General features: G+C 73.6%; 18 protein-coding genes. 5 read left to right on the plus strand and 13 right to left on the minus strand.

Features of this window, described 5'->3' with window-relative positions; translation table 11 throughout:
• The first annotated feature begins 9 nt into the window (after positions 1–9).
• Both ABZ851_RS13415 and ABZ851_RS13420 read left to right on the plus strand, forming a co-directional pair.
• Entirely contained in the window at positions 10–828 is an 819-nt protein-coding gene (locus ABZ851_RS13415) for an SDR family NAD(P)-dependent oxidoreductase (RefSeq protein ID WP_361125684.1), read from the plus strand.
• 44 nt (positions 829–872) lie between these two features.
• The gene (locus ABZ851_RS13420) at positions 873–1,376 is read left to right on the plus strand and encodes a metallophosphoesterase (RefSeq protein ID WP_361125687.1); all 504 of its coding nucleotides are present in this window, start codon (positions 873–875) and stop codon (positions 1,374–1,376) included.
• Positions 1,377–1,456: 80 nt separating this feature from the next.
• Here the strand turns inward: ABZ851_RS13420 and ABZ851_RS13425 are convergent, their stop codons facing one another.
• From ABZ851_RS13425 to ABZ851_RS13460, 8 genes are all read right to left on the minus strand, one after another.
• Entirely contained in the window at positions 1,457–1,963 is a 507-nt protein-coding gene (locus ABZ851_RS13425) for a DUF664 domain-containing protein (RefSeq protein WP_361125690.1), read from the minus strand.
• A gap of 289 nt (positions 1,964–2,252) precedes the next feature.
• Positions 2,253–5,108, minus strand: a complete 2,856-nt coding sequence (locus tag ABZ851_RS13430) for a condensation domain-containing protein (RefSeq protein ID WP_361125693.1) — start codon at positions 5,106–5,108, stop codon at positions 2,253–2,255.
• On the minus strand, positions 5,098–7,014 hold the full coding sequence (locus ABZ851_RS13435; RefSeq protein WP_361125696.1) for a non-ribosomal peptide synthetase: 1,917 nt from the start codon (positions 7,012–7,014) through the stop codon (positions 5,098–5,100). The genes ABZ851_RS13430 and ABZ851_RS13435 overlap by 11 nt, the downstream gene beginning before the upstream one ends.
• A 1-nt stretch (position 7,015) precedes the next feature.
• Positions 7,016–8,953 (minus strand): non-ribosomal peptide synthetase, encoded by a 1,938-nt coding sequence (locus ABZ851_RS13440; protein ID WP_361125699.1) that lies wholly within the window; start codon positions 8,951–8,953, stop codon positions 7,016–7,018.
• On the minus strand, positions 8,950–12,156 hold the full coding sequence (locus ABZ851_RS13445; RefSeq protein ID WP_361125702.1) for an amino acid adenylation domain-containing protein: 3,207 nt from the start codon (positions 12,154–12,156) through the stop codon (positions 8,950–8,952). Before ABZ851_RS13445 ends, ABZ851_RS13440 begins: the two co-directional genes overlap by 4 nt.
• A 146-nt stretch (positions 12,157–12,302) precedes the next feature.
• Positions 12,303–13,598 (minus strand): non-ribosomal peptide synthetase, encoded by a 1,296-nt coding sequence (locus tag ABZ851_RS13450; protein WP_361125709.1) that lies wholly within the window; start codon positions 13,596–13,598, stop codon positions 12,303–12,305.
• A gap of 120 nt (positions 13,599–13,718) precedes the next feature.
• Complete coding sequence (locus tag ABZ851_RS13455; protein ID WP_361125712.1) at positions 13,719–15,035, minus strand: MFS transporter; 1,317 nt, start codon at positions 15,033–15,035, stop codon at positions 13,719–13,721.
• Between the two features lie 407 nt (positions 15,036–15,442).
• Entirely contained in the window at positions 15,443–16,018 is a 576-nt protein-coding gene (locus ABZ851_RS13460; protein WP_361125715.1) for a TetR/AcrR family transcriptional regulator, read from the minus strand.
• 92 nt (positions 16,019–16,110) lie between these two features.
• Between ABZ851_RS13460 and ABZ851_RS13465 the strand changes: the two genes are divergently transcribed.
• Positions 16,111–17,250, plus strand: coding sequence for an agmatine deiminase family protein (locus tag ABZ851_RS13465; RefSeq protein WP_361125718.1), 1,140 nt, complete (start codon positions 16,111–16,113; stop codon positions 17,248–17,250).
• Positions 17,251–17,327: 77 nt separating this feature from the next.
• Here the strand turns inward: ABZ851_RS13465 and ABZ851_RS13470 are convergent, their stop codons facing one another.
• From ABZ851_RS13470 to ABZ851_RS13485, 4 genes are read right to left on the minus strand one after another with little or no spacing between them, the layout of a single operon-like run.
• A complete protein-coding gene (locus ABZ851_RS13470) occupies positions 17,328–18,149 on the minus strand; it encodes a class I SAM-dependent methyltransferase (protein ID WP_361125721.1) in 822 nt (273 codons plus the stop codon).
• Between the two features lie 22 nt (positions 18,150–18,171).
• Positions 18,172–19,497 (minus strand): MFS transporter, encoded by a 1,326-nt coding sequence (locus tag ABZ851_RS13475; protein WP_361125724.1) that lies wholly within the window; start codon positions 19,495–19,497, stop codon positions 18,172–18,174.
• Complete coding sequence (locus tag ABZ851_RS13480) at positions 19,494–21,506, minus strand: PEP/pyruvate-binding domain-containing protein (RefSeq protein ID WP_361125727.1); 2,013 nt, start codon at positions 21,504–21,506, stop codon at positions 19,494–19,496. Before ABZ851_RS13480 ends, ABZ851_RS13475 begins: the two co-directional genes overlap by 4 nt.
• Positions 21,503–22,873 carry an ATP-grasp domain-containing protein gene (locus tag ABZ851_RS13485; protein ID WP_361125730.1) on the minus strand — a complete coding sequence of 457 codons (1,371 nt, stop codon included), beginning with the start codon at positions 22,871–22,873 and terminating at the stop codon, positions 21,503–21,505. The genes ABZ851_RS13480 and ABZ851_RS13485 overlap by 4 nt, the downstream gene beginning before the upstream one ends.
• Positions 22,874–23,211: 338 nt before the next feature.
• On the opposite strand from ABZ851_RS13485, the gene ABZ851_RS13490 reads away from it, so the two are divergent.
• Both ABZ851_RS13490 and ABZ851_RS13495 read left to right on the plus strand, forming a co-directional pair.
• Positions 23,212–24,495 (plus strand): PAS domain S-box protein, encoded by a 1,284-nt coding sequence (locus ABZ851_RS13490; protein ID WP_361125733.1) that lies wholly within the window; start codon positions 23,212–23,214, stop codon positions 24,493–24,495.
• Between the two features lie 215 nt (positions 24,496–24,710).
• The gene (locus ABZ851_RS13495) at positions 24,711–25,106 is read left to right on the plus strand and encodes a hypothetical protein (protein WP_361126243.1); all 396 of its coding nucleotides are present in this window, start codon (positions 24,711–24,713) and stop codon (positions 25,104–25,106) included.
• A 169-nt stretch (positions 25,107–25,275) separates the two neighbouring features.
• Here the strand turns inward: ABZ851_RS13495 and ABZ851_RS13500 are convergent, their stop codons facing one another.
• Positions 25,276–25,641, minus strand: a complete 366-nt coding sequence (locus ABZ851_RS13500) for a hypothetical protein (RefSeq protein ID WP_361125736.1) — start codon at positions 25,639–25,641, stop codon at positions 25,276–25,278.
• Positions 25,642–25,652: the final 11 nt, after the last annotated feature.

A 25,652-nucleotide genomic window follows, 5' to 3' on the forward strand; every position in this document is an offset into this window, starting at 1 on the left:
GGGAAGGTGATGAGCGGTTCAGCGTCCGGGGATTCGGTGACGGTGCGTCAGGAAAAGGGTGGGGCGGGTGGTGGCGGGGCGGCGCTGTCGGGCAGCGTGGCGCTGGTGACCGGGGCTTCCAGCGGTATCGGCGCGGCCGCCGCCCTGGCGCTGGCCCGGGAGGGCGCTTCCCTCGCCCTGGTCGCCCGCCGTCGCGAGCGACTGGAACACCTCACGCGGACCATCGGCGAGCGGGGAGGGGCATCCCTCGCCCTGACGGCCGATCTCGGTGACGCGGGGCAGGCACGGCGGGTGGTCGAGGAGACCGTCGGCCACTTCGGGCGGCTGGACGTCCTGCTGAACAACGCGGGCTTTGGCGCGCGCGGCGCGGTGGAGGACAGCGACCCGGAGGACTGGGACCGGATGGTCGGCCTGAACTTCACGGCGGTGCTGCGGATGTCGCACGCGGCACTCCCGCATCTGCTGCGCGCGGCACACGAGGGGCCCCGGGGCGTCGCCGACCTGGTGACCGTCAGTTCGGTCGCGGGCCGGGTGCCCCGCAGGGACAACAGCGTCTACTCGGCCACCAAGCACGCGGTGTGCTCCTTCAGCGAGGCGCTGCGCCAGGAGGTGACCGGACGGCAGGTCCGGGTCGGACTCGTCGAACCGGGCATGACCTCGACGGAGATGACACGGGGCGGCAGCCAGGCCGCCTCGGCCCACGGGATGCCGCAGGAAAGCTGGCTGCACGCCGAGGACATCGCCCGCGTCATCACCTTCATGGTCACCCAGCCGCCGCATATGGCGGTCAACGAGATCGTCGTGCGGCCGACCGCCCAGGAACACTGACCGCCGCGCGCCCCGCGTTGGTGGCACCGCCGAGGAGAGGCCCCGTGCGACTCCTGCTCATCGCCGACACCCATCTGCCCAAGCGCGCCAAGGTGCTGCCGTCACAGCTGCTCGACGAAGTACCCCGCGCCGATGTCGTGGTGCATGCCGGCGACTGGGTCGACACCGCCACCCTGGACCTGCTGCAGGCCCGCGCCCGGCGGCTGATCGGGGTGTACGGCAACAACGACGGCCCGGAGCTGCGGGCCCGGCTGCCCGAGGTGGCGTACGCGGAACTGGCGGGCGTCCGGTTCGCCGTGGTGCACGAGACGGGCCCCGCGCAGGGGCGGGAGCGCCGTTGCGCCGCACGGTTCCCCGAGGTCGATGTGCTGGTGTTCGGCCACAGCCACATTCCCTGGGACTCCACGGCGGACGACCGGCTGCGCCTGCTGAACCCGGGGTCGCCGACCGACCGGCGCCGGCAGCCGTACTGCACCTATATGACGGTGGAGCTGGCGCAGGGCCGGCTCACCGGTGTGGAGCTGCACCGTCTGCCCCGCGGCGGATGAGGCTGCGGTGACCGCCGCCCGGCCCGCGCACTCGTCAGCAGCCGGCCCGCACCCTCCTCACCGGCCGGCCTGCGCACCGCTCACAGGCCGAGCAGGCCGCGGACGTAGGCGGCCTGGCCGGCGTGCTGCAGACCGTCCGCGATCACACTGACCAGGCGGACTCCCAGGGTGACGGGCGGTGTCCAGCCGCGGTCGACGACGCGCTTCATGTCCTTGTCGTCGATCCCGGCGAGGTACTGCACGGTGTTGTCGTGGACCGCGCCGTGATAGCCCGTCAGGAGCTGTGCGCTCAGGTCCGCTACGGCCGCCACGTCCTTGCCGGAGTGGCCGTAGCCGGTGTCCTCGGCCGCGAAGGGGAGGCCGAAGCGGTCGTACCAGCCGTCCACGGTCCAGATCTGCTCGGTGCCCGCCACCCCGGCGAGGTGATCGTCCTGGATCCTGGTGAGGTGCCAGACCAGCCAGGCGATCGAATTGGCGTCGTCGGGGCGGGTACTGAGCTCGTCGGGGTCGAGCCCGGAGACCACGTCTTCGACGACCTCACGGATGCGTCCGAAGGCGTCGACGAGCAGATCCGTGCTGGCGTTCATTCAGGGCTCCTTTGCGACGGTGGGGTCCTCGCGCGGAAGGTCCGCGGATACCGGTACCGGTGGACCGGGGTGTTGCGCTCCGGTGGCGGTCAGGCGCCCGGAGGGCGTCGGCCCCGGCAGCCCGCCCATGGTCGCAAGCCGGCCCCGGGAATCGGTGCGGGGCAGGCCGAGAGGCGGAATTTTCCCGGATCGGGGAACTCGATCGCGCGCCGGCGCCGAGGGCCGGCAACGGGAGACGCCCGGTGGCCCCCCACGGGTCACCGGGCGTCTCGTGCCGACCTGCCGGCCCTCAGGGCCCGGCAGGTCCGGTCATGGCGGCCAGCACGGAGCGCCAGTCCTCGCCCGGCCGGGCGCGCAGGGACGGGGCCAGCCGGTCGGCCTGGTAGTGCCAGCGGTGGTCGAGGTCCGGGTGGACCTCGTCCGCCTCCCGGATCTCGCTGTCGCTGCCGAGCAGTTCGGTCAGCCCGGTGGCGAGCTCCCGCCAGGCGAGGTGGCCGCTGACGGCATTGGCGACGCCGTGTAGGGGCGAGTCCAGACAGGAGACGACGGCCCGGGCCAGGGCCGCGGCGTGCACCCAGGCCGCGCCGTACCACGCATGGCCGTGCGTCCCCGGCCGCGGCAGGACGATCGGCCGGCCCTCCCGCGCCGCCTGGTAGAGCACCCCGGTCGCCCCCCAGCGCAACTGGTCCCGCAGCCGCTGGTGGTCTCCCCAGACGAGCGGGGAGCGGACGGCGCTCGCGCCTCCCCGGCCCTGGGTGCCGGCCGCCCGCAGCAGCAGCCCTTCGCAGTCGGTCTTCGCCTGCCCGTACCCGCTCAGCGGCTGCCGCGAGGCGGACTCCTCAGCGACCCACTCGCCGGCCGGGTGCCCGTAGGCGTCCACACTGCTGACGAAGACGAACGGGCCGCGCGACCAGGCGCCGACCATCGCGGCCATCGCCGTCACATCGACCTCGGGACGGGTGAAGGTGCAGGCCGCGTGGATCACCGCATCGGCGCCCTCCACGGCCTTGCGCAGGCCGTCGAGGTCGGTGAGGTCGCCCTCGATCACGTCCACACCGTCCCCGGCCACGAGGTGGGCCGATTCGGGGCGGGCCAGGGCCAGGACCGGACGTCCCCGGGCGGCCAGTTCGCGCAGCACGAAAGCGCCGACCCCGCCGGTGCCGCCGGTGACCAGCACCGTGCCCTCGCGGGTGCGCCGCGGGCGCACGGACACGGCCGAGGGCGCGGCGGCCCGCTCCGCCTCACGTGCGGCCAGCAGCGCGGTGACCGCGCGCGGGGTGCGGGCCTGCATGATGTCCAGGCCGGTCAGCGGCAGTTTCAGCGACTGGCGCAGCCGCTCGGCGAGCTGGACGGCGATCAGCGAGTGGCCGCCGAGGAGGAAGAAGTCGTCGTCCGGTCCGGGCGCGTGGCCCAGGAGGGCGGTGAACCCCTCCGTCACGGCGTCCGCATGCGCCCCCTCCGGCGCGGGGGCCGTCGGGAACCCCGGGAGGCGGGCCGGATCCGGCGTGCCGTCGGCCGTGCGCGGCAGGGCGTCCAGCAGGGTCACCGCGGCGGGCACCAGGTCAGGGGCCAGCGCCGAGCGCAGACGGGAGCGGAGCTCGGCGGGGGTGGGGCCGCCGATGCCGCGCAGTACGGCATAGGCCAGCAGCGGGCCGCCGGCCGGTTCGACCACGGCGGCCTCGGCCACCTCGGGGTGCGAGCGCAGCAGCACCTCGGCCGGGTGTCCGCCGGTTTCGCCCCCGGGCGCCGGCGGCCCTCCGGGCAGGTGGGACAGAGGGAGCCCCGGGTCGTCGGCAACCGCGGTGAGCAGGGCCGCGTAGTGCGTGCCGAGTGTGGCCGCCGCCTCCTCGTCCAGCGCACTCCGGCTGTACTGGATGATTCCGGCGGGGGCGTCGGTGTCCACCATGCCGAAGGAGAGGTCGAACTTGGCTTCTCCGGCGCCGACCTCGACGTAGGTGTCCGCCAGGCCGGGCAGCCGCAGCGTCGTGGGTGCGCCCAGGACGTCCGCGGTCACCCGGATCAGCGCCGTCCCGTCGGCGTTGCGGGCGCCGGCGCCGAGGCGGTCGAGGATCAGGTCGAACGGGACCTCGCGGCGCTGCTGGGCCTCCAGCAGTGCCTCCCGTACCCGCTCCAGAAGGACAGTGAAGGACGGGTCGCCGGCGGTGTTCACGCGGACCGGGAGGGTGTTGACGCACAGTCCGACCAGGCCGCGCATCTCGGGGCCCTGCCGGTGGGTGCCGGCGACCCCGATCACCAGGTCGTCCTGGCCGGTGAAGCGGTGCAGCGCGGCGAAGGACGCGGTGAGCGCCACGGTGAACAGGGTGGCCCGGTGCCGGCGGCCGAGTTCGCGCAGGGCGGCCGGCACCCGGGGGGCGAGCGGCGCGGTGTGGACACCGGCCGGGCGGACGCCGGTGTCGGCGGGCGGGTGCGCGGGGCGGGGCAGACGCAGCGGGCGGACGCCGTCGAGCCGTTCGGCCCAGTGGTCCAGGCCCGCTTCCAGACGGCCGGTGGCCGCCTGCTCGCGGCGTGCGAAGTCCGCGTACTGAGCCGGTGCCGGCTCCGCCTCGGCGGCGGTGCCCCCGGCGACGGCCGCGTAGGTCCGGGCCAGTTCTCCGGCCACGGTCTCCAACGAGGCGCCGTCGATGGCGATGTGATGGAAAGTCAGCAAAACCGTGTGGTCCTGCTCCCCGTGCCGCAGGACCAGGGCCCGCGGAAGGGGACCGGCGGCGAGGTCGAAGGGGCGGTGCGCCTCCTCGGCCAGCAGCGCGCCGGAGCCGTCCGCGTCCGTCTCCACGACGCGCAGCGCGATCGCCTCCGGAGCCGGCAGCACCTCCTGGTACGGCTCACCGTCCCGCTGCCCGTAGCGGGTACGCAGAATCTCGTGACGGCGTACCAGCGAGGTCAGTGCGGCGGCCAGCGCGTCCAGGTCGAGCGGACCGCGCAGCCGGGTGGCGAAGGGCACGCTGTACGAGGCATCGCCGTGCCCCAGCCGGTCCATCAGCCACATACGGCGCTGGGCATGCGAGAGCGGCGCGGGTCCTTGGCTGACGGTTGCGGGCGCGGCGGCGGGACGGGCGGCGCGGGAACGGGCCCGGCGCAGCAGCTCCTCCTGGAGCGCCGCGGCGGCAGGGGTGTCAGTGGCCATCGGTGTCCTCCGGGGCGCCGGGGTGCAGATCGCTGTGCGCGGCGAGGAGCGCGCGCTCGACCAGCGCGGCGTGCCCCGCCACCGTGGGGGTGGCGAAGAAGTCGGCGAGCGTCAGCTCCACGCCCAGCTCCTCGCGCAGGTCGTCGGTGACCGCCAGCGCCAGCAGCGAATGACCGCCCAGCGCGAGGAAGTCGGCATCCGGACGCGTGACCGCACGGCCCAGTGACCGGCCCCAGATCTCGGCGACGGCCTGCTCCAGCGGACCCAGCGGCCCGGCCGCCGCGTCGGGCCGGTCCGCGGTGACGAGGTCGGTCAGCGCGCGGCGGTCGACCTTCCCCGAGGCGGTGAGCGGCAGCGCGTCGACCACCTGCACCTCGTCGGGGGCCAGGTGGGCGGGCAGGACGGCGGCGAGCCGGTCGCGCAGCGCGGCGGGGCGCGGCACCGGTCCCGGCGAGGCCACCACGAAGGCGGCCAGGCGGGCGTCGTCGGGGGAGGGGCGGTGCACGGTCACGGCCGCGTCCGCCACCTCGGGCTGCTCCCGCAGGGCGTGTTCGATCTCCGCCGGTTCGATCCGGAAGCCACGGATCTTCACCTGGTCGTCCGTCCGCCCGTGGAAATCGAGGGAGCCGTCGGGACGCCGGGAGACGAGGTCACCGGAGCGGTAGAGACGCCCCAGTTCGGGGTGGTCGCAAAAGCGCTCGGCGGTCAGCTCCGGCTGCCCGGTGTAGCCGTGCGCCAGCCGGCTGCCGCCGATCCACAGTTCGCCCAGCTCCCCGTACGGGACCGGCAGGCCGTCGCCGTCCAGCAGGTGCACGGTCGCCCCCGCGATCGGCCGGCCGATGGGCACCTGGCCGTCGCAGTCGGCGAGGGTGACGCGGTGGGTCGTGGTGAAGGTCGTCGCCTCCGTCGGCCCGTAGGCGTTGACCAGCTCCAGCCAGGGGAAGGCCTGGAGCACCTCGCGGGCGTGGTGCGCGGACAGCGCTTCACCGCCCACGATCACCGTGCGCAGCTGTGCGAAGATCCGCGAGCGGCGGCCGGCCAGCTGGTGGAAGAGCGCGGTGGTGAAGAAGGCGACGGACACGCCGTGGCGTTCCACCTGCCGGGCCAGGTCCTCGAACGAGGGCCGTTCGGTGGTGCACACCACCACGGCGGCCCCGTTGGCCAGGGCTCCCCACACCTCGAACGTCGAGGCGTCGAAGGTCATCGGCGAGTGGAAGAGCACCCGGTCGCGGGAGGTGAGGGTGAGGTACGCCGGGTCGCAGACCAGCTCGGCGATCGCCCGGTGCGGCACGGCCACGCCCTTGGGCCGGCCCGTCGAGCCCGAGGTGAACATGATGAACGCGGCGGCATCCGGCGCGAGTTCGGCCCCGGGCAGGTCCGCACCGTCCACCAGCGGCTCACCGGGCAGCGCCAGCGTGGCACCGGAGAGCGCCGCCGATTCGAGGAGCTTGCCGTCGCCGACGGTCAGCGTGGCGCCCGCGTCGGCGGCCAGCGCCTCGGAACGCGAGCGCGGATGCGCCGGATCGAGCGGTACGCACACGGCGCCCGCCCACCACAGCGCGAGCTGGGCGACGACCGTGCGGGCGGAGCGCGGCATCAGCAGCGCCACGGCGTCACCCGTGCGCACGCCGTGCTCGCGCAGATGGGCGGCGAGCGCACGGGCCGAGGAGACGAGCTGGGCGTAGGTGAGCGTGGTGTCGCCGTCCGCCACGGCCAGGGCCTGCGGGGTCCGTGCGGCATGCCGGGCCACCAGGGCCGGCAGCCCGGCCGCGGGCGTGGGCCGCCCGGCCTCCGGGACGGTCACGGGGCGGTCACCGGCCGGGGTGCGCTCGTCCTGCGGGGCGCCTTCGGTGGGCACGGGCTCTTCCTTCCGGGGGTCGGGCAAGTACGGGGTGCGGGTGGTCATCTCAGGCTCCTGCCGGTTGCCGGGCGGCGAGGCGGGTGTCGACGAGCAGCGCGACGGCGCGCAGGTCCGGCTGGCGCAGCAGCTCGGGGGCGCGCAGCCGGACACCGCTCTCCTTCTCGATGACGGTCAGCAGCCGGGCGGCGAGCAGCGAGGTGCCGCCGGCACCGGTGAAGCTCTCGCCCAGCGAGATCTCGGACCGGCCGAGCAGATCGCCTACGGCGCTCAGCACCAGCCGCTCGCCGGGGGTGGTGCCGGCCGGCCCGTCGCCGTCCGCGGGGGCGTCGCCGGGACGGGGCGCTCCGGCGGCTGCCTGCCGGGCCAGTTCGGCCCGGTCCACCTTGCCGTTGGCGTCCAGGGGGAAGGAGTCCACGATCCGTACGTCCGAGGGCACCGCCTGCTCCGGGAGCCAGGCGCGTACGGCCGGCAGCAGTGCGTCCGCGGTGAGCGCGGCGCCGGCCGCCGGGCGTACGTACGCCACCAGCCGGGTGTGACCGTCGGCGCTGCGCGGCGCGGTGACGACGGCGCCGAGGACCGCCGGGTCCTGCTCGAACGCGGCCTCCACCTCGGCCGGTTCGATGCGTACCCCGCTGATCTTGACCTGGTCGTCGAGGCGGCCGAGAAACTCCAGCGCACCGTCGTCCGGCATCCGCACCCGGTCCCCGGTGCGGTACAGGCGCTCCACGCCCGGCAGATCGACGCCCTCGGGCACGGCCAGGAAGCGGCGTGCGGTCAGGTCGGGATCGAGGTAGCCGAGCGCCAGGCCGCTTCCGCCGATGAGGAGTTCGCCCTCCGCTCCCCGTGCGACGGGCCGGCCGTCCGTGTCGGCGACGACCACGGTCACGCCCGGGAGGGGGTGGCCGATCGGCGGCGCGGACTCCGTGCCCGCCGCGCCGTCCGTGCCGTGCATGGCGTACACGGTGGAGACCACGGTGGCCTCGGCCGGACCGTAGGAGTTGTGGACGGTGCAGGTCACGTCCTTGCCGGGCCGGCGCCGCATCCGGTCACCGCCCACGAACAGGTGACGCATCGTCAGGTCTTGTGGCCAGGGACGCTCCAGCAGCGGCTCCACCATCGGCGTGGCCGCGACCACCGCCGTCACCGCGGACTCCCGCCACCAGTCGGCCAGCACCGCCTGGTCCCAGCGGACCTCGTCCGGCGCGGGCACCAGAGCCGCCCCGGACGTCAGCCCGGCCCACAGCTCCATCAGATGCGGGTCGAACGCCACACCGATCAGCAGGGACTGCCGGTCGCCGGGGGCCAGCCCGCTCGTCGCGCGGTACCAGTCCAGCACGCCGCCGAGCGCGGGCTCGCCGACGGCCACCGCCTTGGGACGGCCGGTGGAGCCCGAGGTCAGCACGGCGTAGAACGCCCCGGGGGGTGCGGAACGGGCCGTGGCGCCGGGGTCGGCGAACGCCGCCACCACCGTGGCGGTGGCGTTGGTGCCCTCGTCCGGCAGCGCCAGCGGCAGGTGCTCGGCGCCCCGGTGCCGGGGCGGCAGCACCTCGGGATCGCCGATCAGACAGACGACGTTCAGGTCCTCGGTGACGGCCTCGGTACGGCGCTCACCGGGGCGCGGCCCCAGCGGCAGATAGACGGCGCCGATCCTGGCGAGCGCGACGGCGGTCACCACGAGGGCGGCCGAACGGTCGAGGCAGACGCCGACCAGGTCTCCCGGGCGTACCCGGTCCCGCAGCGCCCGTGCGGCCTCGTCGGCGGCGGCGTCGATGTCCCGGTACGTCCAGCGGTGCGCACCGTCGATCACCGCGGGGGCCTCGGGGGAGCGCCGGGCCCACTCCTCGAAGCGGGAGAGCACCCCACGGGTCCCCTCCGTGGCCGGGGCCGGGCCGCGGGCGATGCTGAGCGAGCCCTGCGGTGCGGGCAGTCGGCTGCCGGAGGCGGTCGTCGGGGCCGGCGTCCGGGCGGTCATCGGCTGGGTCATCGGGACTCCGTCACGGTGGTCGAAGCGGCGGGAGCGGGCACGGCGGGGGCGCCGACGGCGGCGAGCGCGGTGGCCTGGTCGGCCAGCACCGGGTTCTGGAAGAGCAGCCGCAGCGGCGGGCGCTGTCCCAGCCGCGGTTCGAGCCAGGCCGCCAGTTGCGCGGCGAGCAGCGAGTGGCCGCCGGCCCGGAAGAAGTCCGAGGAGGTGTCGAAGCGGCCGTGGCCCAGGGTCTCCCGCCAGCCCTCGGCGAGCAGTTCCGTCATCGGATCGGAGGGCAGCGCCGGATCGGACGGCAGCTGCGCCGGTGCGTCGGCGTTCTCCTCGACGGGGGCGGCCGGCTCCAGTGCGGCGGCCCGGCGGGTCAGCGCGGTGCGGTCCGGTTTGCCGCCGGCCAGCCGCGGCATGGCGTCGAGCCGCGCCCAGCGCCCAGGCACCAGGGCACTCGGCAGCCGTCGGCTCAGCTCGGTGTGCAACGCCTGTTCGTCCCACGGCGCGCCGTCGTCCGTGCCCTCCAGGAAGCCGACCAGCCGGGGCCCGCCCGGGGCCGCACGGTCCAGGACGACGGCGCAGGACTGGCCGCCGAGCGCGGCCGAGGCGGCGGCCTCCACCTCTTCCAGTTCGATGCGGTAGCCGCGCAGTTTGATCTGGTGGTCGCGCCGTCCCAGGAAGTACAGCAGCCCGTCGCGGCCGCGGTAGCCGAGGTCACCGGTGAGGTAGACCCGCTCGCCGCCCAGGGCCTCGACGTCGATGAACCGGGCGGCGGTGGTCTCCGGGTTGCCGACGTAGCCCTCGGCCAGGCCGGCCCCGGCGATGGCCAGTTCGCCGACCGCGCCGTCCGGCAGCGGCCGGTGGTGGGCGTCCAGGACATGGATCCGTTCGCCGGGCAGCTCGGTGCCGAGCGGGATCTCCGCACCGTCGGTGAGGCCGTCCAGGGTGAGTTCGTGGACGGTGGAGCTGATGGCGGCCTCCGTGACGCCGTAGACGTTGAGCACGGTGCTGTCGGTGTCGGCCAGATAGGCACGCATCACGTCCGCCGGGAGGCGTTCACCACCGAGCACCAGCAGCCGCGGCGCCCAGTGCCCGTCGCGCAGCACGGGGCGCATCTCCGCGCGGGTGGCGAGGAAGTAACTGGTCGGCAGGTTGGCCACGGTCACCCGGGCGGCGACCAGCAGCGCGGCCAGCTCGGTGCCGGTCAGCACCTCGCGCTCGGGGGCGACCAGGCACGCCCCGGCGTACAGCGACGGCAGCACCTCTTCGAGGGCCACGTCGAACGTCGGCTGCGCGAACAGCAGCACCCGGTCACCCGGGCCCAGGCCGAACCGGTCGGCGGCGCCCGTCAGATGGTTCTCCAGTGCCGCACGGCCGACGGCGACGGGCTTGGGGATGCCCGTCGAGCCGGAGGTGTGAATGATGTAGGCGGCACCGGGGACGGTCCCGGCCGCCCGCGCCTGGGGCAGCACCGGGGCGTCGACGGTGGCCGTCGGCAGCCCGCCGGGAAGGGTGACGGGCGCGTCCGCCGAGGTCAGCACCAGCGCCGGCCCCAGCCGGCCCAGCAGCATCTCCAGGCGGGCCGCCGGGTCGTTCGGCGAGAGCGGGCAGTACACCGCACGGGTCCGCAGACACGCGAGCAAAGTCACGACCGAATCGGCGCCACGGGGCAGCACGGCGGCCACCGGCTGCCCGGCGCTCACCCCCGCGGCCCGCATCCGCTGCGCCAGCGAGCTGACCCGCTCCTCCAGGTCGCCGTAGGTGATCCGGCGGGCGCCGACGAGCAGCGCGGGCAGGGACGGGTCGTGCGCGGCGGCCGGGTCCAGCGGATCGTGCGCCGGGGCCGGCGGGGCGGCGGCCGGGAGGGCCTGCGGCGGGGCCGGGGGTGCCAGGTCCGCCAGGGCGGCGCCGGGAGTGTCGAGGTAGGCCCGCAGCAGGTCCAGGAACCGCCCGGCGAGCAGCTTCGCCACGTCCTCGCCGAACATATCGGCGTCGTAGTCCCAGACCAGGGTCATTCCCGCCGCGCCGTGCCGGAGGCTGACCCCGCGCCGGTCGTCCGGCAGCAGCACCACGTCCAGGTCGAAGCGGGTGGTGCCGGTGTTGAAGCCCTCGAACAGGGTGATGTCCAGCCCGGGGACGTCGATCTCGGGCAGCTCGGCGTCGTGGGCGCTGAACATGACGCTGAACAGCGGGTTGTCGGCGCCCGAGGTGTGCAGGCCGAGCGTGCGGGTCAGCTCCTGGATCGGCACCTCCTGGTGCGGCAGCGCACGGATGAGGGTGTCGGTCACCTCGTCCATGGACTCCTCGGCCGGGGCGGCCGGGTCCAGCCGGAGCGCGAGCGGGATGGTGTTGACGAACATGCCCACCGCACCCTCGAAACCGCGCGGGCGGTTGCCGACCGCGGTCCCGATCACCATCTGCGAGCGGCCGCTGTGCCGGCGCAGCAGTTCGGCGAAGAGCCCCAGCAGCGTGGCGAACGGCGTCAGCCCGCGCTCCCGGGCATGGGCGCGCAGCGCCTCCGCCAGATCCGCGCCGATCGACTGCCGCAGCTGGCCGCCGTGGTGCCGGCGCCGGGAGCCGGGCCGGGTCAGGCCGGGCAGCGGCATGTCGTAGGACATCTCGCGCAGTTCACCGGCCCAGAACTCCAGGCCGTCCCGCCGCTCGCCGCTCTTCTCGTCCCGGGTGCTCGCCCGGACGTGGTCGGCGTACGAGGGCGCGGGCGGCAGTTCCACCGGCTCGCCCAGGACGTGGCCCCGGTAGACGCTGAACACATCGCGCAGCAGGATCGCGAACGAGTGGCCGTCGTGGATCAGATGGTGCTCGACATGGATGAGCCGGTGACGTTCCTTGGCGAGCCGGACCAGCGTCCAGCGCAGCAGCGGCGCCTCGAAGGTGTCGAGCGGGGTCTCCGCCTCGGTGCGCAGCAGCTCCTGGAACGCGGCCTCCGGGTCCGCCTCGCCGCTCAGGTCCACCGTGTGCAGCCGCGGCACACAGGCCTCGGCGACCCGCTGCCCCGGCATCGCCCCGTCGACGGCGACGAGTTCCAGCCGCAGCCCGGGGTGCCGGTCGAGTGTGGCGGCGAGGCCGCGGCGCAGCGCCTCGGTGTCGAGGGTGCCCCACAGGTCGAGTGCGGCGGTGAAGTTGTAGGCGCGGCTGCCCGGTTGCACCTGTTCGTGCAGCCAGACGATCTCCTGCGAGGAGGAGAGCGGAAGCATGGGCGATCCCTGAGGTCGTCGGGGCGGGTTTTTCCGGCCGGGGCGTGGTCGGGCCCGGCCTGGGGCGCAGGCCGGCCGCGGATCGCGCGGCCGGTCCGGCGGTGTCGGTGTCGGTGAGCAAAGGCGGGGCGGGGCCCCGGGGAGGGTCAGCCGGCCGTCGGTGCCGGGGTGCGCAGTGCGTCGGCGAGCGCGCTGAAGGCGCTCTCGGCGGTGTCGTCGGTGAGGACCGTGCGGTCCCACACCATGCGCAGCCGCAGTTCGGGGCCCTGGGTGACGGAGACCGCGAAAGGGCTGCGCACGGCCCTGCCGTCGATATGGATCTCACGGCCCGTCACCCCGGCCAGCCGCAGCGGCGGGTGCCGCCGGGCGTCGTCGACGGTCAGCATGCCGTCGAGCCGGCCGGTCCAGCCGGAGCCGGCCGCGCGGGCGGCGTGGACCACGGCGTCGAACGGGGTGGCGGCATGGTCCAGGTCGTCCCACCAGGCTTCGGCCGTGGCGGACGCCGCGGGAGCGTCCCCGGTGACGGTCGGGAAGACCACGGTGTTGAGGAAGCAGCCGAGCACCGGAGCGGCGGCGGGCGGCCGGCCGCCCCACGGGTAGCCGAGCGGCACCACATGGCCCGCTCCGAACAGCACCGCCGCGGCCGCCCGGCAGGCTCCCAGCAGTTCGGGGAAGGGCACCCCCGCCTGCGGTGCGGGTATCCGCAGCGCGGCCGCACCGCTCGGCGCGGTCCCGGCGGAGAGCGGCCGGTGCCGTGGCGCGGGGGCCTGTTCGCGCACCTCACGCAGCCGTTCGCCCCAGTACGCCATCGCCGCCGGTGCGCCCGCGCGCTCCTCCGCGTCGAGCTGGAGCAGCACGGCGTCCCGGTAGGCGGCCAGCTCGGCCGCGATCTCGGAGGCGGAGGGCCGCTCGGCGCCGGCGTCCTCGTCGTAGGCCGCGCCGAGTTCTCCGACGATCCGGGCCAGCGACTGGCCGTCGCACGCGGCGTGGTCCAGGACCACGGCGAGCACGTCGTCCGCCCCCTGCGGCCCGTCCTGCACCAGGAACAGCCGCAGCGGCGCACCCTGCGGGGCCCAACTGCCCAGGGCGCGGCGCAGCACGGTGGCCGCGTCCTCGCCGGACCGGCAGGCCAGACGGGTCACGGGTACCTGTGGCTCCTCCGGGCGCAGCGCGGGCGTACCGCGCAGCACGGTGAGGCGGGAGCGCAGCACGGGGTGCAGGGCGGCGAGCCGGTTCGCGGCCGCCGTGAGGCGTACGGGATCCACCGTGCCGCGCGGAAAGGCGAAGAACATCGGCACGAGGTCCGGCCGCCCGGCGGGGTCCATGGCACGTACCAGTGCGAAGCGACGCTGGGCGCCCGTGACGGGCAGCAGGACCGGGGCCCCGTCGCCGGTGTCGAGTCGCCGGTAGCGGGCCAGGTACTGGCTCGTGATGCTGAGCACGTGATCCTCTCTGACGTGACAAAGCTGCCTCGTCCGGGACGAGGCGGACGGGAAGGCCGTGCGCGGGGGCAGGCAGCAGGGGCGAGTGGCAGGGGTGAGGCCGGACGCGGTGGCCGGCCGTCAGCCGAGGGCGGCGGGTTCGGCCGCGCCGGCGGAGTCCGAAGGGTCGGCGTCCGGGGCCTCGGCAGGCCCCGTGGCGGGCAGGTCACGCATCCGTCGCAGCGGGGAGAGCAGCAGCGGCAGCGGTACGGCCAGGAATCCGGCCGCACACCACACCAGCGCCACCCGCGCCCCGAACGCGTCGGCCAGCGCACCGCCGGCCAGGGCACCGAGCGGCAGGGTGCCCCACATCAGGAACCGCAGCGTGGCGTTCATCCGGCCGAGCAGCCGGGGCGGGCAGACGGTCTGACGGAAGCTCACCTGCGCCACGTTGTAGACCACGACGCCGAAGAAGACCACCCCGGAGCCGAGGGCGAACAGCGCCGCCCCGGTCCCGCGCCCGGCAAGCGGCCACAGCACCGCGAACGGGCCGGTGACCAGCGGGGACAGCCAGATGAGCCGGGCCTGTCCGAACCGGGCGGCGAGCCGGCCCGAGCACAGCGCGCCGGCCAGGCCGCCCAGAGCCGAGGCGGCCAGCACAAGGCCGACCACTCCGGGCACCAGGCCCAGCACCCGGACCAGGAAGACGGACTGCGTGGCCATCAGCACCGCGGCGAAGAAGTTGCCCAGCCCCGTCGTCACGGCGATCACGCGCAGCAGGCGGTGCCCGCACACAAAGCGCAGCCCCTCACCGATGTCCCGGCGCAGCGAGGCGTCCGGACGGCGTTCGGGAAGGCTCTCGGGCCGCTTGATGCGCCACAGGAACAGCGCGGAGAGCGCATAGCCGGCCGCGTCGGTGACGATGGCCAGGGCGGCCCCCAGCAACTGGACGAGACCGCCGCCGATGCCCGGACCCGCGACCTGTGCCGAGGAACGGATTGTCTCCAGCGCCCCGTTGCCCGAGACCAGCTGGTCCTTGGGCAGCAGCTGGGGCAGGAAGCTCTGGTGGGCGATGTCGAAGAAGACCGTCGCCACCCCGGTGACCAGGGCGACGACGTACAGCTGCGCCATCGTCAGCACACCGGTGACGGCGGCCAGCGGGATGCTCGCCATCGTCAGGGCCCGCACCACATCGGCGCGGATCATCAGCGGCAGCTTGCGCATCCGGTCGACCCAGGCCCCGGCCGGCAGCCCGACCAGCAGGAACGCGGCGGTCTCCGCGGCGGTGAGCAACCCCACCTGGAAGGCGGGGGCGTCGAGTTCGAGCACCGCGACGAGCGGCAGGGCGACCAGGGTGACCTGGGCGCCGAGTTGTCCGGCCGCGGCACCGGCGAGCAGAAGACGGAAGTCGCGCAGGCGCAGCGGGCCGCCGGTCGCGGGTCGGGGTATGTCGGGCATATGAGGGACGATCGCCGAACGGTCGCTCAGGGGTCAAAACCCGATGCACACTTTCGGTCGGATTTCTTCACCATTTACTCACCATGACAGAAAAATCTTCGCCAGATCCAGGCAATCACCGTATGACTGCCACATGGCGCCCCTGGGTGTGAGAAGGGGATTCCGTGGGATTCTGTGACGGCTGCGCGGGGCGGCCGGACGGTCGTGTACAGAGCGTCACGTAGCGGAATCCGACCGAAAACAGTCGTCGATGTCCTCTTATTGACCGAAGCGCTTATTTCCTCCGCTATGGCGCCCCACCATGAAGAAGAGCCCGGCCCCGCAGGCCGTGGGGGCCGCGGGGCCGGGCGGGGCGAACGGAACCGCCTCCGGTCCGCCGGAGTTCACAGAGCGCGGGCCCGACCGCCCTAGCCCACCCGGAGCTCCGCCTCGACGGCGCCACGGATCAGCTCGTGCGCCCGCCGGAGCGAGGTGGTACCGCTCAGCCAGCGCTCGCTCACGCCCTCGACCAGGGCGGTGAGCCGTTCGGCCGCCGCGTGCGGATCGGTGCGGGCGAGCGCCGGGTCGGCGGCCTGGGCCCGGAGTATCAGTTCGGCGAGGTCGTCGTTCCACTCGCAGGTCGCGGTGGCCAGCAGTTCCCGCAGGTCCGGGTCGAAGACGGCGGTGGCGCGCAGTTCGCCCCACGCCGCGCTGTTCTCCCTGACGTGGGGCACGTCCTGCAGTTCCCGCAGCAGGATCTCGGTGAGCTGGGTACGGGGATCGTCGGAGAGGTCGAGGGCGGCGTCGGTGTAGCGGACCGCGCGCTGGTTGATGAACTCCAGGGTGCGGCGCAGCAGTCCGCCGCGGTCCTTGAAGTGGTAGTAGATCAATGCGGTCGAGACGCCGGCCTCCGCGGACACCTCCTCGACGCGCAGCCCGCGGACGCCGCGCCGGGCGATCAGCCGGGCGGCGGCTTCGAGGATCTGGGTGGGCCTGTCCGGCATCGCATGCTCCCGCGGTCCGAGGAATCGAGGTGGCTCGGCTCCGATCATGCCCTACGATCGTCCTGACCAAAATTTCAGTCAGGGGGCTGGGCATGGACATATCCCGACGTCAGACACTGCAAGCGGCGGTCGTCGCCGCCGTGAGCGGGGCCCTGGGCGCCTGTGGTGGCCAGGACGGCGGCGGGCCGGCGCCGCGCGGTGAGCGGGCTGTGCCCGCGGGCGCCGGGCCGGCCGGCGGATGGCGGCTGCCCGACGAGGCCCATCCGCACGAGTCGACCTACATGGCGTGGCCCACCCGCTCCATCTGGGGGCCGGACGTCAGCGGCGTACGCGACGACATCGCCCGTATCGCCCGGACCATCGCCGAGTTCGAGCCGGTGTGGCTCCTGGCCAACGAGCGGGAGGTGCCGGCGGCCCGGCGGGCGTGCGGGTCCGGGGTGGAGGTCGTCCCGGTCCCGGTGGACGACCTGTGGATGCGGGACAGCGGACCGGTCTTCGTCCTCGGGCCCGACGGCATCGCCGGCGTCGACCTCCACTTCAACGGCTGGGGCCGCAAGCAGGCCCACGGCCGTGACAGCCGGGTGGCCCGCGCGGTCCTGGACGACGAGCGGATCACGCGGATCGCGGCACCGATCACCGCCGAGGGCGGGGCCGTGGAGGGTGACGGGCACGGGACTCTGATGGTGACCGAGAGCTCGCTGGTCAACGACAACCGAAACCCCGGCAAGTCCCGCAACGACATCGAGCGGGCGCTCAAGGACCTGTTCGGCGCCACCACGGTGATCTGGGTGAAGGGCGTCAAGGGCAAGGACATCACGGACTATCACATCGATGCGCTGGCCCGGTTCTGTGAACCGGGCGTCGTGGTCCTGAGCACCCCGGCGCCCCAGGCCCCCCGCGACGACTTCACCGGCGCCTACGAACAGGCCCGCAGTATCCTGGAGCACGCCGTCGACGCCCGGGGCAGGCGGCTCGAAGTCGTCGAACTCTTCGAGCCGGCCGATACCGGGCGCCGGGGGAAGGACTTCTTGGCCTGCTACGCGAACTACTACGTGGCCAACGGAGCGGTCATCATGCCCCGCTTCGGCGACCGGAAGGCCGACGGCGCTGCCGCGGCCACCCTGAGGGAGCTCTACCCGGGGCGGAAGGTGGTGCCCGTGCCCGTCGACAACCTCGGCGAGGGCGGCGGCGGCATCCACTGCTCCACCCAGCAACTCCCCAAGGCGCGCTGAACGTCACCGCCCGGGACGGCGGTGCACCACCCTTTCCCGGGGCCGGGCGCGGCAGCGATCAGGGGCGCCGCGCCCGGTCAGCAGGGACGGCCCCGGGCGGCCTCCTCGGTCTTCCACCCCCAAGCCGTGAGCATTCCGGGCGAGAGGCCGGCGCACCGTGGCGAGGACAAATCCTGCACCGCCCGCTCGATCTGCGCCTCGTCCACCCGGCCCGTCGCCAGCATGGCGTCCCGTGAACGGCCCCACGTATCGGCCCAGAAGCGGCTGATCGCGCTGTCCGGCACCAACGGGGGAACGTGGATCTCGGCGGCCACGTGGAACAGCCCCTCCTCGTGCAGGAGCTGCGGGTAGTCCGGCACCCAGGAGATGTCCGTACCGATGCTCTCCCGCAGCGCCTGCCACATCGCCCGCATCACCGTGGTGTACGGCGTGCCCGGCGCGGTGGCGCTCGTCAGGTCCACGGCGTCGCTGAGCACCAGTACGCCGTCGGGCGCGACCAGCGAGACCAGCTTGGCGATCATGCGGCGCCACGAGCGCAGATGCATCAGCACGAACCGCGCGTGCACCAGCCGGAACCGGCCGGGACCGAAGTCCGGGGCGGTGATGTCGGCGTCCAGCGTCGTCAGGCCCGGTATCCCGGCCGCGGTGAGGAACCGGGTGTCACGGTCCACCGCGAGGACCGTCGTGACGCCGGCCGACTCCAGCAGCCACCGTGCGAGGGTGCCGGTTCCCGCGCCCACGTCCAGGCAGTTCCAGCCGGGACCGGCCCCCAACGCCGTCAGCCGGGCGGCGCTCACCTCGTCGTAGGCGAGCGCTCCCAGGTCGATACGACCGGCCTCGCCGGTCTCCTCCGGGCGGAACAGACCTTCGCCGTAGCGCCCGGTATCCGTACCCCGCACGTCCCCAGTATGACGGTGCGGCTCAGGGGTTTCCTGCTGTGGTGACCAGCTCCGGAACCGGGTCCGGCGCCGGCTGCTTCCGCGGCCGTCCCGGGGCACGCCGCAGCACCAGCTGCAGCACCAGCATCACCACGCCGGTCACCACCGCGCTGTGCCACAGCAGGGCGTCCAGCCGGCCCGCGGAGAGATAGGCGCCCGCCGCCACGGCCGCCAGCGCGCACACCGCCCGGTCCACGATGCTCTCGACGGACAGCAGGGTGGCCCGTGGCGCACCCGCCGGAATCGCGTCGTTCACCAGCTTGCGCTGGAGCGGATAGGCGAACCCGGTGACCGCGGCGAACACGCACAGCAGGGCGACCACGGTCCAGGGCCCGCCGAGGGTGCTGCCCGCCAGCGCGGCCGCCATCGCGAGGCTGAGCAGCGAGACCCACGCCACCGGCGACAGCCGCGAGCCCAGCCACTGCGGACGGGCCGAGGCCACCGCCTCCGCGACGGTCATGGCGGCCAGCACCCCGCCGTGCGACCCCTCCGGGATGCCGTGATCCATCAGCACCGGCTGGAAGAGGTTCACCTGGCAGATCCGCGAGAGCGTGAAGACCGCCACGCCCTGCACCATCAGCAGCGCGAGCCAGGGCGTGGCCCACACACAGCGCAGCGCCGTGGCGGCATCGCGCAGAAACACGAGCCCGCCGCGCGACGCCGCCTTCGCCTCGGCTCGGCCGGCCGGCGCCGCCTGCCGCGGCAGCACCACAGCGCACACCAGCGAGCCCGCCGCGCTCGCGGCGCTCAGCACGTACGGCGTGGGATGCGCGAGGGCCATCAACGGACCGACCAGCGGCCAGCACAGCACCTTCGCGGCCAGCCCCAGCGCCCGCGCCTGCCCCTCGGCCTTCAGATAGTGCTCTCCCGCGCCCTCGGCCGCCAGGCCGTCGTAGAGATAGGCGCTGGCGGCGCCCGAGGTCAGCGAGCGGCCCGCGGCGATGGCCAGGAAGTGCACCAGGAAGCCGGTGTAGCTGGGGGCGAGGACCGTGGCCAGGTTCGCCGCGGTCATCACGACGGCACCGGCCCGCAGACAGTTGCGGGCACCGATCCGGTCGGCCACGATCCCGGTCGGGATCTCGAAGAGGCAGAACGCGATGTAGTAGATGCTCTGGATGCCGAAGATCTGCCCGTCGGAGAGCCCCGCCTCCCGCTGGTAGGCGTAGAAGACGGGCATCCACCACAACAGGTTGAACAGCAGCTGGAAGCCGTTGTTGAGCCGGATGATCCGGCGGGCCCGGGGCGTCAGGGACGCCCCGGAGGCCCGGGGACCACGGGCCGCCCGCAGGCCGGCGAACGGGCGGATCACAGCGCGTAGGGGCGGATCTGGACCAGGCGGAAGTCCCCCTGATCGGTCATCAGCCACTCGATGTCGAGCGGATGGTCCACGTCACCGTCGCTGAAGTGCGACTGGAGCAGCCGCCCGGTCAGGGCCAGCCGGGCCAGCTTCTCCCGGGTGCCGACGGGCAGGTCCTTGCCGGTCGAACCGAGCGCGACGGTGCGGCCGCCGCCCTCGACCGTGTTGTACAGGTACTGCAGCGGCAGCGTCGTGCCGTCGACGACCGTCTCGGGCGAACCGGGGGAGCAGTTGACGTAGACATTGCGGAAGTCCGTGCGCCGGGTCGGGTTGCAGGTCACCAGCACCCCGCCGAGCTCCGCCGGCACATACCGCTGGATGATCACGCCCATGTAGGTGTCGTCGAGGGAGATGCCCGCCTGGTGGCGCAGCCGGACACTGCGCGGCGACAGCAGGGAGGCCCACACCTGGCGTACCGCGTCGAGGAGTTCGTCCGCGCCGTGGACGGTGCTGACCGAGTCGTAGACCCCGGCCGCGGAGAACCCGGGCAGGTCCTCGGCATTGGACGAGGAGCGCACCACGAGACGGCCCCCGGCGTCGGGGCCGTCGGGCAGCGCCTGGGTGATCTGCCGGGTCACCTCGTCGGGCATGGGGGTGTTGCGGATGAGCTGCTGCAGATGCAGACAGAGCGCGTCCAGGACGTCGACGGCGTCGAGTTCGAGGGCCATCTTCAGCTTGCCCAGGCCCTGCTGGACGGCCGGCGAGGACGTCAGGAAGCGGTGCTGCAGGGCGAAGGGAAGGGCGATGCCGTCGGGCGCCGCGACGGTACCGGCCACGAAGTCCGCGGCCAGGTCCCGCAGTTCGGCGGGCGTCGCGTCCGGGGCGCCCAGGCGGGCCGCGAGGTGGCCGTAGAGGTCGGCACGGGGCGGCCTCGGCTGCCCGTAGAAGGCGGTGAGGTCGGCGGAGCGGCTGTCGAGGACGTGATGGAGCTCCCCGAGGCTGGCCGCCTTGGTGCCGTACCGGTCCTGGTCGGCGCGGCGCAGCCGGTGCAGGAACAGCGCGGGCACGTCCTCCAGCAGGGGCGGTTCCATCCGGATCCGCTGCTGGTGCCAGGCCGGGGCCTCCAGCGCCGGGGCATGGCCCAGCGGGACGAGGCTGATCTCGTCGTCCTGCACCCGGTAGCGGATCCAGGCGCCGTCCAGGTCGTCCGCCTCGACGAGGCGGTCCAGGTCGCGGACGATCGCGTTGGGGATGCCCCAGCCGGAGGCGAGGACATTGGTGTGGGAGAGCGGTGTACCGGGCGCGGTGTTGAGGAAGCCCGCCACCCGCGGCACATCGTCCGGCAGGGACGCCATGGCCACGATGTCGGACCAGCCGAGCCCGCCGGCGGCGGCCGCGTACTCCTCCTGGGTCCGGAAGTAGCGCAGCCGCCCGACCGCCTCGCCGGGGTTGAGCGGGGTACGGGTGCGGTTGCCGAAGAGCTCATGGCCCAGGATCCGGGGCACATGGACATCGCTGATGGCGGCGAGTTCGTGCTCCTGCCCGTGGTTCGCGGGCTTGAGCAGCAGCGGCAGCCGGCCGTCGACCCGGTGGCGGACGAACGTGTAGAACTCCTCCAGCAGCTGGCCGTTCATGGTGTCGGCCTCGGTCGTCTCCAGGACGAGGAAGGGCCGCTCCCGGCCCTCGGTGTCCTCGTCGGTGTGCAGCGAGAGCACACCCAGCAGGAAGCGGCGCTCGGGATCCATGTAGACCGAGGCGTTGAACGCGTCCAGGCAGGAGTCCAGGTCGGCCAGCTCCATGCCGAGCACCCGGGTGGCGATGTAGTTGACGTGGAACGGGTGGGCCGCGGTGTCGAGCAGGTGCCAGGTGTTCTCGATGCGGTCCACCACGACCTTGAGGTAGGGGTGGCCGGCGAGGACGCCGGAGAGGGTGCGGAAGAGCGGCAGGGACAGGTTCTCGCCGATGACGGTGCGATCGGTGACCGGGCCCGGCGCGCCGGAAGGCAGGACGGTGGTGGTCATGACTGCGCCTCCGCGGGGCCGTGGGGGAGGACGTGGGGGAGGGCGTCCACCAGGGTCCGGAAGTCGCGGATCACGGTCTCCGGGTCGGCGGCGGACAGCAGGCACAGCGCCGCCATGGTGTTGGCGCCCGCGGCCGGGTCGTACACCGGTACCAGCGTCCCGTCCGGCAGCGAGTTCTCGGCCACCACGGACAGCCGGCTGCCCGCGCTGACCGGCACCGCCTCGCGCACGGTCGGGAAGTCCCAGATACGCCGGTCCGGCCAGGCCTCCCCCTCGCCGTCGACGGCCAGGACAACCAGCGAGCCGGCCGCGCCCTGCGCCTCCTGCGGGGTACGGGCCCCGTCGGGCCAGGTGACCGGACGCCCCAGCAGGTGGTCGGTGAGCATGCCGATCAGGTCCAGGCCGAAGACCTCCTCGATCTGCGGGACGGTCATCGCCCCGCCGAACCGGGCGGCGGTCTCGATCACCCACATCCGCCCGTCGGCACCGAGCTTGATCTCGGTGTGCGTACCGCAGTTGCGCAGCCCCAGCGCGTCGACGGCGTCGCGCGCGAGGGCCACGATGCGCCGCTGGGCGTCGTGCGGCAGCGCGGCGGGAGTGATCCCGGCCCGCTCGGTGAACGGCTCCACCGTCGGCATCCGGCCGCTCAGGCACACCGGGCGGAAGTCGCCGTCCACCACGACGCCTTCGACGCTGACGTAGTCGCCCCAGCCCTCCTGGTCGAACCACTCCGACGCGGTGCCCTGGACGATCTCCTCCACGAGGAAGTCCGCCCCGGCACCGGCCACATGGAGTTCGGCGTACCCCAGTTGCGCGGATTCGGCCATCACCTCCCGGGCCCGCTCCCAGGCCGCCGGTACCTCGTCGGCGTGGCGGATGATCCGGTGGGCGGTGGAGCCGGCGCTCCAGGCGGCCTTGAGCAGCAGGGGGAAACGGAGCGCGGCAGCCGCGTCGTGCAGATCCTGCTCGGTGGCGACGGGACGGAACCGGGGCTGGGATATGCCCTGGTCCTGCCAGGTGCGCCGCATCATGCGCTTGTCGCGGGCGAGGGCGCAGGAGTTGCCCGCACCGGCGAGGCCGAGCTTCTCGCAGGCCTCGGCGACCGCGACGACCGCGTACTCGGAGAAGGTGACGACCGCGTCCGCACCGACCGCCTGGGCCCGGGAGACGATCAGCGACACCAGGTCTTGCCGTTCGGGTTCGGAAGGGCTCAGCACCGAGGCGCACAGCCGGTCAGCGGACGCGGCCACGGTGGGCGGGAGCGCGCTGAGTGCCAGCAGGTGCACTGCCGACCGTGCGGCGACCCGTGACAGGGCGTACCCCAAGGGCGGACCGCCCTTGGCATACACGAACAGCACCTTGCTCACTGGAATCCGACTCCTCTTCATACGGGTGGTAGGGGCCTTCGAAACGGCCGGGGACGCCCGACTCTCACATCCGGACGCCATGCTTCAAGCGAAGCAGCCATGCGGCACACCGTTCCCCGCATCGGGCCGCAACCGCTCAGGCAAATGCCAGAGTTGTGGATACCGTTGATCATCGGTGAAGGTTCCGTGATGCCGTATGGCGTGCGCAGCGCCCTGGAGGTGCGCGGACGCCGCCAGATCGGCCGAGAACCGGGCATGCCGCGCAGCGCTGAGGGATACGCATGCCGGTGGCGCGCCGTCCAAAACCGTTGAACTCTTCACCACAAAAGGGGCCCGTCGTGGACGAGACCAGTTTGAAGTCGCTGCTCGAACACCTTCCGGTGTCCTGGTGGGAGGCCGATCGTGAGCTGCGCGTGATCGACAGCGGCGGTGGCGCCTTCGACGACACGGTGACGGCCCAGCGCTTCCTCGACACGGTGCGAAGAGAGCTCCCCGAGCCCGCCGCGGCACCCGAATCCAGCCATTGGCAGGCCCAGTTCGACGGTCGTGTCTTCGATGTGAACTGGCCCCTCGGCGTGCCCCGGCAGGGCCGCTCCCGCGGGCTGGCGGTGGAGGTGGCCCCGCGGACCCCCGGCGTCCGCCGCTACGACGCCTTCGCGGACCTCGCCCCCGCCGCGGCCTTCATCCGGAACGCGGAAGGCCGCTACCTCTGGGCCAACCACGCCTATGCCCATCTGTACGGGACCACACCGGAGCACGTCATCGGCGCGTCCGTCGCGGACATCGACGGCCCCGCCGACTCCCCGCAGGTCCTCGCCCTGGACCGGGAAGTACTCGCCCGCGGCAAGCCCGTGCGGCACACCCTCACCTACCACCGCTCCGACGGCACCAGCGGGCAGGCGGTCGGCCACCGCTTCCCCGTCAGGGAAGGGGGCCAGACCTGTGTCGCGGGCATCTACGTCGACATCAGCGACTACACCCGCGCCCTGCGTCAGCGACGGGAGGCCGAGGAGAACCTGCACGCACTGCGCGATCACAGCGGCCTGGCCTGCGCCCTGATCTCCGCGGGCGGGCGGATCCAGCAGGCGAGCGCCGCGGCCGCCGAGCTGCTGCAGACCCGGCTGTCGGATCTCGTCGGCCGCCGTGCGCACACCGTGCTGGCGCCCGCCCCGGAGTTAGGCGCGCTGCGGCGCAGCTGGCACGATCTGATAGCCCGCCGCAGCCGGCGGATCCAGACCTCTGCCGTGTTCCAGGACGCCCGCGGCCGGCAGCGTCGCGCCCGGCTGCACCTGACGACGGTCGGCCGGAACGCGCACCGTGCCACCAGCGTCTGGGCGGTCGTCACCCACCAGGGGCTCGCCCATGAAGCACACCCTCAGCTGACGGCCAGTCAGGTCCGCATCCTGTCCCTGCTGGCCGCCGGCTGCAGCAACGCGGAGATCGCCACCTCGCTGCACCTCTCCCGGCAGACCGTCGACTACCACCTCAGCCGTCTGCGCGACCTCCTGGATGCCCCGACCCGCCCCGCCCTCGTCGCCCGCGCCTATGTCCTGGGCATCCTCGACCCCCAGACGTGGCCGCCCCGCTCGGCCACGGCCTGCCACCCGCACAGCACCACCTGAAGGGCGGCCCGGCCGCGCCGCCGCTCCGCGGACCGGGCGCCGGACGGGGCCGCCTTCCCCGGGCGGCCGGCCGCGCACGGTTGGGCCACCCGGCTGATTGTGGCCGACGGGCGTTTGACTCCCCGCGGGTTGAAGGGGGCCGCGGGACGGCAACGGCAGCACGATACGTCTGGCAGCAGAAGGACGAAGCGGCGAGGAGCGACGTGAGAAGAATGATGCGGGCGGGAAGCATGGTCGGGGCGTGCGGGCTGGTGCTGCTCGGCACCGGAGTCGCCCAGGCGGTGAGCATCCCGGACTCCCTGCTCTCGGCGGTGGCGGACGCCGATGTCGGCACCGTGACCGGCACGGTCCAAGGCGTGGTCTGCAACAACCGTCTCGGCCAGGTCCACTACAAGTCGCCGGTGCTCGCCTCGCCCCACGCCTGTATCAACGGGCCGGTGAACAGCGGCAACAGCCTCAACAGCGGCAACTTCATCAACCACGGAAACCCGAACAACAGCGGCAATCTCTCCAACACCAACGGAACCACCAACGGCGCCAACTCCGTCGCCGGTGCTTCCTCGGGGAGCGGCAACAACGTGCAGCGGATCCTCAAACTCCTGGTCCACTGACCGGGACAAGAAGGCGCTGACGGGCCCGGCACGACCCGGCGCGACCCGTCACGCCCCGGAGCGTCACACGATCGCCCGGCGGACATCCGCCGGGCGATCGTCGCTTCCGCTTCCGGCACCTCGCCGGCCCAAGAGCGCCGGGGCCGGCGGGGCGGGAATCAGAGTGCCGTCACAGCTTCTGGGTGCCGTGGTGGCCGACGTGCTGCATGTTGTTGCTGGACTTCTTCGCTGCGCCGGTGGTGCCGCCGCTGTCGTCGTTGGTGTTTCCCTGGGAGTTCTTCGGGCTGCCGCTGTTGCTGTTGGAGCCGGAGACATAGACGTTCTGCGAACGCCCGGGGTTTCCGCTGAGCACCGGCCCGTTGATGCAGAGCCTGGCCCGGTGCCCGCAGTTGAACCTGGCGTCGAAGCGGGCGATGGTGTTGCTGTTCGAGACCCCGTCGCCGCCGGATCCGGCCCACGCCAGGGTGGGCGCGAATCCGCCTGCGGACAGGAGCAGGCCGCAGGCTCCTGCCATCACGAAATTGACGCGTGCCATGTTCTTCACAG

This window comes from Streptomyces sp. NPDC047049 (assembly GCF_040643995.1).
GTDB lineage: Bacteria > Actinomycetota > Actinomycetes > Streptomycetales > Streptomycetaceae > Streptomyces > Streptomyces mooreae.

Bases quoted from the DNA above. Each gene is read 5' to 3' on its own strand.
- ABZ851_RS13415 (WP_361125684.1), top strand. From the start codon at position 10: ATGAGCGGTTCAGCGTCCGGGGATTCGGTGACGGTGCGTCAGGAAAAG.
- ABZ851_RS13425 (WP_361125690.1), bottom strand. From the start codon at position 1,963: ATGAACGCCAGCACGGATCTGCTCGTCGACGCCTTCGGACGCATCCGT.
- ABZ851_RS13430 (WP_361125693.1), bottom strand. From the start codon at position 5,108: ATGGCCACTGACACCCCTGCCGCCGCGGCGCTCCAGGAGGAGCTGCTG.
- ABZ851_RS13435 (WP_361125696.1), bottom strand. From the start codon at position 7,014: ATGACCACCCGCACCCCGTACTTGCCCGACCCCCGGAAGGAAGAGCCC.
- ABZ851_RS13440 (WP_361125699.1), bottom strand. From the start codon at position 8,953: ATGACCCAGCCGATGACCGCCCGGACGCCGGCCCCGACGACCGCCTCC.
- ABZ851_RS13445 (WP_361125702.1), bottom strand. From the start codon at position 12,156: ATGCTTCCGCTCTCCTCCTCGCAGGAGATCGTCTGGCTGCACGAACAG.
- ABZ851_RS13455 (WP_361125712.1), bottom strand. From the start codon at position 15,035: ATGCCCGACATACCCCGACCCGCGACCGGCGGCCCGCTGCGCCTGCGC.
- ABZ851_RS13460 (WP_361125715.1), bottom strand. From the start codon at position 16,018: ATGCCGGACAGGCCCACCCAGATCCTCGAAGCCGCCGCCCGGCTGATC.
- ABZ851_RS13465 (WP_361125718.1), top strand. From the start codon at position 16,111: ATGGACATATCCCGACGTCAGACACTGCAAGCGGCGGTCGTCGCCGCC.
- ABZ851_RS13480 (WP_361125727.1), bottom strand. From the start codon at position 21,506: ATGACCACCACCGTCCTGCCTTCCGGCGCGCCGGGCCCGGTCACCGAT.
- ABZ851_RS13495 (WP_361126243.1), top strand. From the start codon at position 24,711: ATGCGGGCGGGAAGCATGGTCGGGGCGTGCGGGCTGGTGCTGCTCGGC.
- ABZ851_RS13500 (WP_361125736.1), bottom strand. From the start codon at position 25,641: ATGGCACGCGTCAATTTCGTGATGGCAGGAGCCTGCGGCCTGCTCCTG.